Origin of the sequence: Ensifer sp. ZNC0028 (assembly GCF_000799055.1) — a bacterium.
Lineage (GTDB): Bacteria > Pseudomonadota > Alphaproteobacteria > Rhizobiales > Rhizobiaceae > Ensifer.
In genome coordinates this window covers 1-12,127 of the sequence record NZ_JTLA01000143.1, presented here as the reverse complement: position 1 = coordinate 12,127, position 12,127 = coordinate 1, and the positions used below count along the sequence as shown (strand labels likewise).

The 12,127-nt window shown below is 58.7% G+C and carries 16 protein-coding genes; 9 read left to right on the top strand and 7 right to left on the bottom strand.

Features of this window, described 5'->3' with window-relative positions; genetic code table 11:
- Nucleotides 1-395: 395 nt before the first annotated feature.
- Nucleotides 396-1,025: a hypothetical protein gene (locus L981_RS29445; RefSeq protein WP_197067209.1), complete on the bottom strand. Its 630-nt coding sequence runs from the start codon at nucleotides 1,023-1,025 to the stop codon at nucleotides 396-398.
- A gap of 64 nt (nucleotides 1,026-1,089) precedes the next feature.
- Between L981_RS29445 and L981_RS29440 the strand changes: the two genes are divergently transcribed.
- From L981_RS29440 to L981_RS29430, 3 genes are all read left to right on the top strand, one after another.
- Nucleotides 1,090-1,788, top strand: coding sequence for a YafY family protein (locus tag L981_RS29440; RefSeq protein ID WP_043625051.1), 699 nt, complete (start codon nucleotides 1,090-1,092; stop codon nucleotides 1,786-1,788).
- Nucleotides 1,789-2,095: 307 nt separating this feature from the next.
- Nucleotides 2,096-2,416 (top strand): PepSY domain-containing protein, encoded by a 321-nt coding sequence (locus L981_RS29435; RefSeq protein ID WP_043625048.1) that lies wholly within the window; start codon nucleotides 2,096-2,098, stop codon nucleotides 2,414-2,416.
- Between the two features lie 19 nt (nucleotides 2,417-2,435).
- A complete protein-coding gene (locus L981_RS29430; protein ID WP_043625046.1) occupies nucleotides 2,436-3,041 on the top strand; it encodes a general stress protein in 606 nt (201 codons plus the stop codon).
- 235 nt (nucleotides 3,042-3,276) lie between these two features.
- On the opposite strand, the gene L981_RS29425 is transcribed toward L981_RS29430, so the two are convergent.
- The 3 genes from L981_RS29425 to L981_RS29415 all read right to left on the bottom strand — a co-directional run bounded on the left by L981_RS29425 (nucleotide 3,277) and on the right by L981_RS29415 (nucleotide 4,476).
- Nucleotides 3,277-3,768 carry a type II toxin-antitoxin system YhaV family toxin gene (locus tag L981_RS29425; protein WP_043625044.1) on the bottom strand — a complete coding sequence of 164 codons (492 nt, stop codon included), beginning with the start codon at nucleotides 3,766-3,768 and terminating at the stop codon, nucleotides 3,277-3,279.
- Nucleotide 3,769: 1 nt separating this feature from the next.
- Nucleotides 3,770-4,105: a type II toxin-antitoxin system PrlF family antitoxin gene (locus L981_RS29420; protein WP_043625042.1), complete on the bottom strand. Its 336-nt coding sequence runs from the start codon at nucleotides 4,103-4,105 to the stop codon at nucleotides 3,770-3,772.
- Nucleotides 4,106-4,281: 176 nt separating this feature from the next.
- Entirely contained in the window at nucleotides 4,282-4,476 is a 195-nt protein-coding gene (locus L981_RS29415; protein ID WP_052202087.1) for a hypothetical protein, read from the bottom strand.
- A gap of 377 nt (nucleotides 4,477-4,853) precedes the next feature.
- On the opposite strand from L981_RS29415, the gene L981_RS29410 reads away from it, so the two are divergent.
- Entirely contained in the window at nucleotides 4,854-5,312 is a 459-nt protein-coding gene (locus tag L981_RS29410) for a helix-turn-helix domain-containing protein (RefSeq protein ID WP_043625040.1), read from the top strand.
- A gap of 2 nt (nucleotides 5,313-5,314) precedes the next feature.
- Nucleotides 5,315-5,905, top strand: coding sequence for a PIN domain-containing protein (locus tag L981_RS29405; protein WP_043625039.1), 591 nt, complete (start codon nucleotides 5,315-5,317; stop codon nucleotides 5,903-5,905).
- A gap of 155 nt (nucleotides 5,906-6,060) precedes the next feature.
- Here L981_RS29405 and L981_RS29400 read toward each other — a convergent pair whose 3' ends face one another.
- On the bottom strand, nucleotides 6,061-6,582 hold the full coding sequence (locus L981_RS29400; RefSeq protein ID WP_043625036.1) for a DUF6428 family protein: 522 nt from the start codon (nucleotides 6,580-6,582) through the stop codon (nucleotides 6,061-6,063).
- Between the two features lie 43 nt (nucleotides 6,583-6,625).
- Between L981_RS29400 and L981_RS29395 the strand changes: the two genes are divergently transcribed.
- Both L981_RS29395 and arsK read left to right on the top strand, forming a co-directional pair.
- On the top strand, nucleotides 6,626-6,967 hold the full coding sequence (locus tag L981_RS29395; protein WP_043625034.1) for a helix-turn-helix transcriptional regulator: 342 nt from the start codon (nucleotides 6,626-6,628) through the stop codon (nucleotides 6,965-6,967).
- A 19-nt stretch (nucleotides 6,968-6,986) separates the two neighbouring features.
- Nucleotides 6,987-8,186: an arsenite efflux MFS transporter ArsK gene (arsK, locus tag L981_RS29390; RefSeq protein WP_156134275.1), complete on the top strand. Its 1,200-nt coding sequence runs from the start codon at nucleotides 6,987-6,989 to the stop codon at nucleotides 8,184-8,186.
- Between the two features lie 83 nt (nucleotides 8,187-8,269).
- On the opposite strand, the gene arsH is transcribed toward arsK, so the two are convergent.
- On the bottom strand, nucleotides 8,270-8,965 hold the full coding sequence (arsH, locus tag L981_RS29385; protein ID WP_043625031.1) for an arsenical resistance protein ArsH: 696 nt from the start codon (nucleotides 8,963-8,965) through the stop codon (nucleotides 8,270-8,272).
- A gap of 1,292 nt (nucleotides 8,966-10,257) precedes the next feature.
- Here arsH and L981_RS29375 point away from each other — a divergent pair.
- Nucleotides 10,258-10,467 carry a cold-shock protein gene (locus L981_RS29375; RefSeq protein ID WP_043625024.1) on the top strand — a complete coding sequence of 70 codons (210 nt, stop codon included), beginning with the start codon at nucleotides 10,258-10,260 and terminating at the stop codon, nucleotides 10,465-10,467.
- 397 nt (nucleotides 10,468-10,864) lie between these two features.
- Here the strand turns inward: L981_RS29375 and L981_RS29370 are convergent, their stop codons facing one another.
- Nucleotides 10,865-11,275, bottom strand: coding sequence for an NUDIX hydrolase (locus tag L981_RS29370; protein ID WP_245281741.1), 411 nt, complete (start codon nucleotides 11,273-11,275; stop codon nucleotides 10,865-10,867).
- A 92-nt stretch (nucleotides 11,276-11,367) separates the two neighbouring features.
- On the opposite strand from L981_RS29370, the gene L981_RS29365 reads away from it, so the two are divergent.
- Nucleotides 11,368-11,652, top strand: coding sequence for a hypothetical protein (locus tag L981_RS29365; RefSeq protein WP_043625021.1), 285 nt, complete (start codon nucleotides 11,368-11,370; stop codon nucleotides 11,650-11,652).
- The last annotated feature ends 475 nt before the right edge of the window (nucleotides 11,653-12,127 follow it).

The window sequence follows — 12,127 nt, the reverse complement described above, 5'->3', positions numbered from 1 at the left end:
TACATCACCGGCGCCGCGCCTCTCATCGAAATGCCTTTCCGTATCCTCTTTTGAAACAGACTAGCGGCAGAGATTTAACAGAGGGTTTGGCCGACTACTTGCATTCGGCGGTGTGGTGCGGGCACCAGCGCGTCAGACTGGCTGTCCGGCCGGGAAGCAGCGGTTTCTGGCTGCGTGCTCGACCGTGGTTACGCGGACGTTGCCGGAGGATCGATCGCGCGGTTCTCATTGGGGGCGATGGCCGTGTCCAGATCGCGCAGCATGGGGTCGAGCGTCGTTCAGCGCGACGCCAAGCACCAGCGGGTCGGGTATGGACTAACGTCGATGGGAACCCTCGAACAGCGCCGCCTGGTAGACTACGATAGCGCAGCGACGTTGCGCTAGGATGCTATGGGTCAGGTAATCGATCCGAACTCCATGCTGATCGGCTCAATCAGGCCCAGAAACGCATCACAACTGGCATTGCCAGCCCAGCTGCTGCATATGGCTATCGACCGTTCTTCGCTCACCGCGAAGGCAACGTCGACAAATGTTCCGTCTTGCAAGCGGACGAGCTTCTGTCCCAACCAACCAGGCTGCAGGGATAGATGGTTCGCAATCATCGCTGCGTGCGCCGTGCGCATCGTATCTTCGCTGACACCCGCACGCAGCCGGAATCGCCCGAACTCGATACCATCTCCAGACGTCATCAAAGCAATGCCATCGCCTGGAGCTGCATAATATTGCGCTTTCCCGAACTCGTTGATCGTTTCGCGGAATTGCGCAAAATCGGGCGACGATCCGACAATCTTTCCCGCGGATTGGGCCGCTTCTGCACTGTCCCATGCGATCAGGTCAGCGCGCTCAGCTTGATCTTTTTCGCCGCTCAGAGGCAGCCAGCCTCCAAAGCCCGGAAGGGCCGCAGCACGATTGCGCGCGATATCACGCTGTTGGTCGGCCACGGCCGGATTGCTAATCTTGTAGGTGACGATTTCAATACGTTGGGTTGTCATCGGCTTTCGCTCCTTCGCGTCCTGCGATTTCATGAACGCCGTTTCCTAACCCTACCCCCCTGACACCTTCTGTCAGGGGTATGATACAGGTTGATCCATGAAGACACTTCGCCTCTTTGCTCTGCTGGATCAATTGCGGGTCAGCCGGCATCCGGTCTCCGCCGAAGCGTTGGCGCAGCGTCTCGGCGTTTCTCCCCGCACGATTTATCGCGACATGGCGAGCCTTCAGTCCATGGGAGCGCCTGTTCGCGGTGAATCCGGGCTCGGTTATCAACTTGAGACCGGCTATTTCCTGCCCCCGCTACACTTTGATCCCGATGAGATGGAGGCGATCACGCTTGGACTGCGCCTTGTGATGGCGCGCGATCGCGCAGACCTGCACGACGCTGCAATGCGGGCTGCAGGTAAGGTCGCAAGCACTAGTGGGCCGGAAGGTAAGGAGATATTCCAAACCCTCCCACTGTTGGCCGTATCGCGGCAGCGAGCGACCGACGATCACGCCGCGAGATGGGGGAGTGTTGTTCGCAGAACTATCCGTGAGCGGCGAATTGTTGAATTGTCCTACTGCGACCTTGAAGGCCGCGGAAGCAACCGCCGCGTCCATCCGTTGGGACTGACCTTGTTCGATGATGTATGGCTGCTGACGGCTTGGTGTGAGTTGCGAGACGACTTTCGAAACTTTCGATTGGATCGCATAGGCGGGATCCAGGAAACAAACGATCGCTTCCGCCTTCAGAAAGGCCGGCGATTCACGGATTATCTCGCAACGCTATGGTCATCTGCCACCGTCCGATGAGACCGTGCTGTCACTCCAACTCGTCTCGGATCATTTTCGAGCAACAGCGAAACGCTGATGCTGACTTCCGCTGACGCTTGACCAAGCACCTAGCCGTGTCTCTGGCCTGCGTCTGAGGCCAACCACTTCAAACGGCGGCCTGACGAAGGTCCCACGCTCGATCCCGCTTAACCGCAATCTCAGATGCACGACGCCTATGACCACAGCTTGGATGCCTCGTCCCAAAAATGCTCAATGATATCAGGAACAAAAGTGGGCACTACCGAGTTTGAGGGAAAGCTCTACTGGCTAAAAACAAGGAACCATCATGAAAACTCTGCTGCTCGCCGGGGTATTCCTCGGCGCAACGACCTTTGGCGCGCTGGCGCAGACCGCAACCCCTCCCGCCACTGCGGATGGCGACAAACCGGCTGTTGCGACCCCCGACACGACCAATCCCACTGCACCGGTCGCCGGCTCCAACAGCTTTACCGAGGAACAGGCCAAGGACCGCATCAACGAGGCCGGTTACACCGAGATCACTGGGCTTAAGCTTGACGAGACCGGCGTTTGGCGCGCCACAGCGATGAAGGACGGCAAGTCCGTGCAAGTCGCTCTCGACTACCAAGGCAACATCGTCGCCAACTGATCCCTTAAGGAGACCTTTGATGAAAACGGTTACCGGACTTTTCGACGATCATGCCGACGCACGCGCAGCGGTTACAGCACTGGAAGATCGCGGCGTACCGTCGGATGATATCAGCATCGTTTCCAACAATGCTGGCGATCGCTATGGCAGCGCAGACGAGAGCAATGCGGCTGAAGGTGCAGGCACGGGCGCCGGTATCGGCGCTGCAGTTGGCGGGGTCGGCGGGTTGCTGACCGGCCTCGGCGTCATGGCGATCCCTGGCGTCGGACCGGTCGTCGCTGCCGGATGGCTTGCGGCCACCGCAGCAGGTGCGGCCGCAGGGGCTGTCGCCGGGGGTGCCGCTGGCGGGATCATCGGTGCGATGACGGAAGCGGGTGTCCCGGAGGAACATGCCCATGTCTATGCTGAGGGCGTGCGCCGCGGGGGCGCCGTCGTCACCGCCCGCGTCGATAACGCGCTCTACGCAGATGCCGAAGCCATTTTGCGCCGGGGCAGTTGGGTTGATCCCGTCCAGCGCCGCGCCTCTTACTCCGAACAGGGTTGGACAAGCTTTGACGAAATGCGCGATCCCTATACGGCCGAAGAGATCGAGAAGGAACGTTTGCGTCTTGAAAGCATGCGCTAAAGCCCCAATGAGGAGTTAGATTTGGCCCCAATGGGGCCGTTTCTTCTGGCGATCGCTAGGAACAACCTGTGCGCTGAGCCATATGTCAGCTCGCCGCATTCGAGTGCAGCGGCCCGATCCTCGCTGGCGTCGGTGTGACGGCGACTGAGGCCGGCGGCTCGGAAGCCTCGTCGCTGCGGGGCGTTCGCGAAATGGCCGCCGCCCCGAAGGGCGACGCCCATGCCCGGACTGTTCGTCAGGATTTCGAGGGAGAGGCTTTTTCCAGCCGGGCAACGGCTTTGGAATCGGTCGCCTGCTTGTGCAGCGCCTCCCAATCATGGGGCGGATTTCCGTCGTCCAGCATTCCCTTGAAGACCTTGTAGGCTTCCGCTTTAGAGCCGTAGGTGCGCAAGGTATTCTCGTCGTTCACCCAGGCGAAGATCATGACCTTGCTGGCGCTGCTATAGCGGAAGAACAGCCGGAAGCGGCCATTGCCGAACTTAGCGCGAAACCAGTGCTTGCGGTCATCGCCAAGGGTTGAGCCTTGGCGATAGATCGCCGCTGCCGGGTCCGATGGCACCGCGACGGTGACGAGCTGGATCAAGGCCGCAAGCAGCTTGGCATCGGCGGTTTTCTGATAGTCCTCCGGTCTCTTCGCCTTGAGCGCGTCGACGGCCTCGATCAGCTTTTCCCACTGATCGAGAAAGAGGGGGTGTGCGAGGACGGTCCAGCCATTGATCGTCAGCATATCAGATCGAAACGTCCCCCTCGATCTCGGCATCGAGATCGACCGTCATGCCCGCCGTCAGGGCAACGGCCCGGTCAAGCAGGGACTGCGGGAACGGAAGGACGGATTTCTCGGGGTGCTTCGCCATGTCCCGCGCGAGGAATTCGAGAAAGCTGTCGATCACGGGATCGGCGTTCTCTTCAACCTCGGCCTTCTGGACATAGACGCGGTGCTGCTCATCGACGACGAAGGCAATGCGCCCGCCATAGTCAACGCCGAGCGCCTGCCGAACGGACTTCGGCACGGTCGTCTGTCCCTTGGCGGTGATGGTGCTTTCTTCTTTCAGTAGCGCTCCCACGGCGGGCCTCCTAATTAGTCGAGTCAAAGGTAAGGAATAATTCTTACAAAGTCAAGAATTGTCCTTGCCTGCCGGTTCGGCGCCTCTCATTTCGCTGGCTGGCCGGTGCCGCCCGCCAGCCGCATCAGCGCCGAGACGAAGACGAACACCCCGCCAACGATGCAGAAGATTTGCCGCTAGATTTCGGACGGCACGGCCACTTTGGTGACACCGTGGACGAGCGCCACGATCAGGCGCAGGATCGGTGGGCGCAGCGAGTCGAACAACAGCGTGAGAACGCCGAAGGCGGCGACGGCGGCGACGAAGCCGACAAGGCCCGCCCCGATGAAGCCCGCGCCGGTATGATCCTCACGAAAAATGTGGCGGCACAAGCCGCGCTATCGGATGTGCCGCGTCGAACAAAAAAACGGGCTCACGTGTCGGGCGAGTGAGTATTACCCATTTGCGCGATTGCGAGGGCCTATCAGATGGATGGCGACGCTTGAGGAGATTTCGCGGAAGGTCCCAAAGATGGTGAAGTCGGCAAAGGTCAAGCAACTGCACCGACACTAAACTCGGGATCGCTGGGAGCGGTGGCCGCCTTGAACAGATTTGAACTGCCGACCCGCTATAAGAGACATCTCAATATTCCAACCCACGAAACGTCGCCATCGCGCGTGAGACCTTTCGTTCGGCCATTTCGTTTAATTCGTTTGTTGCGTCTATTGCGAATATCTAGTAGAACTAGGTTTCAATGGAGGGCTATAACATGACAGTTCCAGCAGCAGCCCAGGAGCTGGGTGGACGCTTGCCGTCCGCTTCCGAAAAAGCTGCCGCAAACCACCTGCGGAAGGTACTGGCGGCTCATGCTACAGGCGACGCAAAACTGCGCGTGCTTGATGATGATACGCAGCAGCCAACGGAAATTATTCTTACCCCCGCGCTGTCCAGTCTACTAATGGAACTTCTGCGTCATATTGGGAAAGGCGACGCGGTCACACTCGTTCCCGTCAGCAAAATGCTGACGACACAGCAAGCGGCCGACATTCTCAACGTATCGCGCCCGTTCCTGATTTCTCTGCTCGACAGGGAAGAGATCGAATACTCGCTCGTTGGTCGACATCGGAGGATTCAGGCAGACCACCTCTTCAAGTACAAGAAGGCACGTGACGAGAAACGGAGTAAAGCACTTGCAGATCTTGCCGAGTCAGACGCGGAGTATCTGTAAGCTTGTTCGCCAATCGCTTCACCGCCCTCATCGACGCCTGCACACTCGCAAGTGCACTAAAGCGAAACTTGCTGCTGACCCTGGCGGAAGCGGAATTTTTCCGCCTCCGCTGGTCGGCACTTATTCTTGATGAGACGCAGAAGGCTGTTGAAAAGATCCTGGCCGACAAGAACGTGTCCGACGCCGCCGAACGAGCGTCGCGGGCACGAGCGAGCATGGAGATCGCCTTCGAAGAGGCGATGGTCGCTGATTTTGATCAATTTCTCCCGGCTTGCGATGGCCTCCCTGATCGAAACGACGCTCATGTAGTTGCGGCCGCTCTGAAGACACAGGCCGCTGTAATTGTGACCGATAACCTAAAAGATTTTCCCGAGGAGTTCCTCGGTCGCCTGAACCTTGAAGCGCGGTCGGCGGATGCCTTTATCGCGGATACGATCGCGTTGGATACCGGCAGAGCGGTCGCGGCGATTAGGCGCATGAGAGAGCGCTTCAGAAAGCCGGAGAAGACCGCGTCCGTCTTGCTCCTGGACATGGAAGCGAATGGTCTGACGGAAACCGTGGACGTATTGAAGCCCCACGTCCTGTCGCTTTGATCGCGAAAGACGGGTGTCGGCCGATCGCAGCACCTCATATTCCCGACGATACATTATGCGATCTTGGACGCACATACCATGAACATTCGGGCAACTGGCCGTGGATCGCGTTTGTCAAGTACGGGGCCCTTCGGCTCGAAAGCAGCCTCAGGCCATCAAGTGCAACATGCCCCCGTGGCAGTAGGCCCGCAGCACCGTTTTTCCACTGACGCCGACCCAATCAACCAACGGTCTCGCGGCTTGCAACTGGCGGGGCGCGGCGTCAGCGCAACCTCCAGGGCGCCGTTTTTCGAAACAGGATGGTTGGCACTGAACAACTGTATCGGGCGGACGCCATCGCTGACTTCAAAGGTCAGCTTGGCGGAACCGTCGAGACGGAGGTGTTCGGAAACCTTGCGGACGATGGCCGAGAACTTCCCCGCGGTCATATGGGTTCGATCGCCCTCCTCGATATCCCACAGCTGCACGAAGATTTCCGACCAGGCTTCCGGGTTCCCCCCGCAATCAAGCGCGGAGAACTGACCCGCCTTGACCTCGGTCACGTGATAGCCTGGCTTCACGGGCCTCCCGTCATACAGGAACACCAACGGCAGGTCCGGTGTCTCGGCGGCTCTACCGAGCAACTCCCCGAGCGAGATATCGGTTTTGTCGGATTGGCTATTGTCGATCGCGATCATTTGCGGCTATCCTCAATTTCAATGATTCAAGGATTATTGAAATATGGACGATCGTCAAGCCCTCTCCTCCTTCGCCGCGCTTTCTCAGGAAACCCGACTGTCCATCGTGAGAACCCTGGTCGTCGCCGGCCCTGAAGGTCTGGCCGCCGGCGCGATTGCCGAACGCATGGGCGTCTCTCCATCAAACGTCTCGTTCCACCTCAAGGAACTTGAGCGCTCCGGTCTCATCGCCCAGCGTCGAGAGTCGCGCTCGATCGTCTACAGCGCGAGTTACGACACGTTGGCCGACCTGGTGACTTTCCTGATGGAAGACTGCTGTGCGGGGCATCCCGGCATCCGTGGGTCCGTCGAGCGATCCGCTAATTGCTGTTCGAGCGAAGCATAGGCCGTCAAGGAACACGTCATTGCATACGATCAAGGTTCCGGCGGGCATCGTCTCCGCTCTCGGTGTCACGCAGATCATCGGCTACGGCACTCTCTACTACTCCTTCAGCATCCTCGCCCCCGGAATGGCCAAAGACCTCGGCATCAGCCTGGAGCGGGTCTTCGCCGTCTTCTCGGTCTCGCTGTTGATAGGCGGCCTGTCCGCCCCGTTCATCGGCAGGCACATGGACAAGATCGGCGCGGCGACGGTGATGACGCTGGGGTCGACCCTTGCGGCGTTCACACTGGTACTGTGTGCATGGTCGCCGTCTGTGTCGCTCTTCGCCCTTGCGATCGTATTGTTGGAGGTGTCCTCCGGGATGGTCCAATATCAGGCAGCCTTCGCCACACTGGTCGAAAGCGAACCTCGAACTGCGTCCCGCAGCATCACCTACCTCACGCTCATCGGCGGCTTTGCCTCCACCATCTTCTGGCCGATCGCCGCGACACTGACCCGATATCTGACCTGGCGGGAAATCTATCTGGTGTTCGCCGCCCTGAACCTTCTCGTCTGCATGCCCTTGCACTACTGGATCATGCGTGCCGGAAGGGTGGGATCCAAAACGGGCGAGACGAGAACCCGCGACGTCGTGGCTGGCGCTCTAGAGCCCCAAGCGCGTCGCCGAGGGATGTTGTTGGTGTCCTTTGCCTTCTCGCTGTCGGGCTTCACTCTCGCCGCGATCCTTGCCCACATGGTGCCAATGCTCGGCGCGATCGGACTTGGCAGTGCGGCGGTCGTAATCGGCTCGCTGTTCGGTCCAGCACAGGTTATGAGCCGTCTGATCAACATGGTTTTCGGGAAGAGCCTGTCGCCGCCGGCGCTTGCGATTGTCTCCGCGGCGCTGATGGTCGCCGGGGCGGTGATACTCGGCGTGTCTGGTGACTGGCTGCCGGGTGCGGTGGCCTTCGCCATCTGCCTTGGCCTTGGGTCGGGGATCAACAGCATCGCCCAAGGGAGCTTGCCGCTCTATCTCTTCGGGTCAGCCGGCTACGGCGCGATCACGGGCAAGATGGCAGCAGTGAGGCTGGCGACCGGTGCGGCCGCCCCGTTTGCGTTCGCGGCCGCGATGAACCAGTTCGGGATCACCGTCTCGCTTTTCGTCATCGCCGTCCTGGGTACGCTCGGAATCCTGGCATTCGTCGCTGTCGCCTCGTCGGTTCGTCGCGACAGCGTTGCCTGAAGTCCGATCGCAGCCGTTCCCACGCTTTGATCTTGTTGCTGTCAGCCGCGAACCTCTGGCGGCACGGCTGACAGCATTTCGCCTTAGATCGACTTGAGGTGCACGCGCTTCCCCAGTTCGGTCGCGTGTTCCTTCCGCTCGCTGTAACGGTCGGTCAGATGGGCCGAGGCGTCCCTCGTCAGAAGGGTGAACTTCACGAGCTCCTCGCAGACATCCACGACACGGTCGTAGTAGGAAGAGGGCTTCATCCTGCCGTCGGCGTCGAACTCCTGGTAAGCCTTGGCGACGGACGACTGATTGGGGATCGTGATCATCCGCATCCAGCGGCCGAGGACGCGCATCTGGTTCAGAGCGTTGAAGGACTGGCTGCCACCGGAGACTTCCATGATCGCCAGCGTCTTGCCTTGCGTCGGCCGAACCGATCCGAGCGACAGGGGAATCCAGTCGACCTGGGCCTTCATGATGCCCGTCATCGCACCGTGGCGCTCGGGGCTCACCCAAACCTGGCCTTCCGACCATTGCGACAACTCGCGCAGCTCCTGCACTTTCGGATGGCTGGCCGGAGCGTCGTCGGGAAGCGGCAGCCCCCTCGGATCGAACATCCGAACCTCGCATCCCAAGCGTTCAAGAAGTCGTCTGGCTTCATGCGCTAACAGCCGGCTGTAGGAAACCTCCCGGAGCGAGCCGTAGAGGATCAGGATGCGCGGCTTGTGCGTCGAAAAAGTCGGACCGGCGCTCAACCGCCGAGATGCGGACGAGTACATCCGTTTCGCCGTCATCCGGCGGAATGAAGCCGGAGCCCTTGATGCTGTTGAAAAGTTGTACCCGAAGCCATGGTGATTTCCTTCCATCGTGGAATTCGCCGGAAATCTTTTTCCGACGCTGCTCGATATTTGAGAGGAAATCTGGCCGCGAAAAGCGCCGGGGTCAAAGGTCACAAGCAATATTCGATAGAATTATATATAGACGATACTTTTTGAAACTCAATGAAAATATTAATTCATTTGCTCTGCACCGATGAAAAATCTCTTCTTAGGCCTGTAATGGCGGGTTTTTCATCAAGTTATTTTTTCTTTTTATTGCACGCTCCAGTCTTTCTCACAGCGGAAAAATCCCATCGAACTCAGGTCGAGAAACCCTTTGGCGATGGGGCGTGGGGGCCGCGCGACGACCACGGCCCTGTCGTCCGCCGAAACTCGATGGATTGAGATATCTCATTCAGGGCGGCCGACGAAGCCGCCCTTGTCTGTTCTTTGGCCGCCTCGACTTAGAAGAGACCCCTAAACGTCATGTAGGCAACAAATCCAATTGCCAGAGCAGGCGAAGCCTGTATTGCGAAATGGAGTAGGGCCACGCGTTGTCGAGCTAAGTACGCCATCGCTGCCTCCTACTTCTTTACGAACGAGGGGTAGGTAACCCCCGCACGAAAGTTTCGGATGACGCGTGCTGATCTCATGTGGTTCGGGGACGGCTGGGAACTCTCTAAGGTGATGAGTCCAGAGCAAGCCAGGAACTCCTTGATCTTCCGGAGATCGGCTGACAACGAGTATGGGGGTAAGGCGGAAGACATAGGTCCTCCTTTCATTGGGGCCAGGCATCGCCTGAGCGGCGGCGCCCTTTAAATGGCCACCGAAGGATCGACCTTGCGCTCTTTTTCCTCACTGCGCAATGCAGAAACTTAAATCTGAAAAATGGACTTGTTTTGAACGCAGTTGTCCCTTAGATCACATCCATCGGCTTCGCTGATGAGCGCTGGAAATCTTCTGCCGCTCGCGAACGCCGCCATCACCTGATGCCTTTGACCACGGATGTACTGGCACTGGTGAAAAGGTGATGATGAGGAAGGTCGGTGCGGTTTCGCCCCGGCCTTTTTTGTTTCTACAGTAGCTGCGGCTTGCGACTTGTTGAGAACACAATGTGCCTTTAGCCACGTGCCATCGATCTTGCCTGTTGAGCTTTGTTTTCTCGCCTTAGCGTCTAAGCCGACCTTTTCTCTCAATATCGATCTGTCTGCCTTCGTCGTCATCTTGTCGGCGGGGGAACTCACTCACGATTTTGCAAAGGAATTGTCATGAACACCGGAACCGTAAAATTCTTCAACAGCATTAAGGGCTTCGGCTTTATCGAGCTCGAGAACGGTGGAGCGGACGTATTTGTCCACGCGTCTGCTGTCGAGCGGGCCGGCATGGGCTCGCTGGTTGAAGGCCAGAAGGTCAGCTTCGACATCGTCCGGGATGCTCGTTCCGGCAAGAATGCAGCCGACAATCTCATAGCTGCCTAAAGATTCGCATTTAGCTATTGACCCAGGAGGTCGGGTTCGCCCGGCCTTTTTTGTTGCATGAGGACGGCCATGATCCGGGATGTCCCTGCTCGCGTGACCTGGTGCAAACGTCGAAACGTTCTCGACGACTCCCGCGCTCACGGTGATCTTGTTGCTGTCGGCTGGATGAGAAACGAGATGATCTCGGCCTGTTGCAGTTGCGCTCAACAAAGAACCCTGCACTCTACGAGCTGTTTGAGTCCTACGCGTTGGCAGCGCAGACCCTCGACAACTTGCTTAGGGAGCGTCCGCGAGGCGCTGGTCGCCGAGTACCGGTCGCTCTGCCTCGACCTACAGGCCGAGATCGTCTCGTTTCTCATCCACATTCACAATGCGGGTTGAACTCACGCTTCGGCGTTTAAGGCGCGATGTCGGCCACGCGGTTCAACAGGCTCTTGAGTTCCGGTTCCAGAACCATGGATGCCGCTTCTGCAGGCTTTGTCCAGGCAAGCTTCCGCTGCCGCCGCTCCGGAAAGCGCTTTTTCGTCCGCTTCACTTTGACGAGATGAGCTTCAACCACGGAGGGCAACTTTTGGCCGTCACTCAGCGCCTTAAGGTAGGTGTAGTGGCCAAAGACCTTCTTCTTGGCGCAACCCTTAACGCCCGCTTCTTCCCAGGCCTCGCGTTCCGCAACTTCGTGGGTTGCGAGCCCCTTGATCGGCCACCCTTTCGGGATGGTCCAGCGGCCGGTTTCACGGGTGGTGATTAGCAAGACTTCGCATTCGCGGGGGTGATCGCCGCGAACACAGAGCGCACCGAACTGTTCCACGGCCTCTCCTCTCAGGAGGGCCTGCACATCCCGGGTCAGACGTGAGAGATGTGACAGCGCTCTCTTCATTTGCATAAAATTTGGAGCGCTGTTTGATTCTTGGCAAAGAGGGCGCCGTGGCATGGCAGCTAATGCTTAAGACCCAGAGCCAGATCTGCCGCTTTGATGGCGAAATGCCTCTCGGCCAACAGACGATCTCGCCCAGAAACGTGCAAGGCAAGAGCCGCTTCAAACGTCGCCAACAACTTGCGAGCCAGGCCGGAGTCCTGGCCTTCTCTTTCCAGTGCTTCGACGATGTCGCGTTGATCAGCCAAGTGGCGCGTGCCGTCGGCTACATGCCGCTCGGCCTGCGCCAAGTGCCGTTCGATGGTGGATAGGCTTTCAACCATGGAGGCAGTCCCCTCGGGCCTAAACGCGCGAGAGAGGATGCTAATCCCGGACGAGCGCGCGGTCTATAGGATGGGCTTTTCAAACCATCTGGATTTACCGCTTTGTTAGGAACAACGCACCACGATCCAGGCTCGGCATGACGCGGCTGGGGGACATGATGGGCTATGATTGAAATGACGCTCGCGGGCGTCGCATGAGGATTGCGCGTTTTGGCGCGGCCGTCGCGCTCGCGGCATTGCTGGTTCCGTCGCTGCACAAGTGGTGACGCGAGCCATCTGAAGGGGTCCGGATCTTAAAAGGCCCATTGCGGAAGAGGAGCAACGTGATCGGCTAATGAGCGACTGATTGCAGGTTCGAGCCCTGCCGGGCCCACCACCATCCTGATCGCAACTTCGGGTGTCGCAGATCTTGAAAACCAATCCACGCATTCCCAGATGATTTTCCGTCTTCTTTCATCCGGTT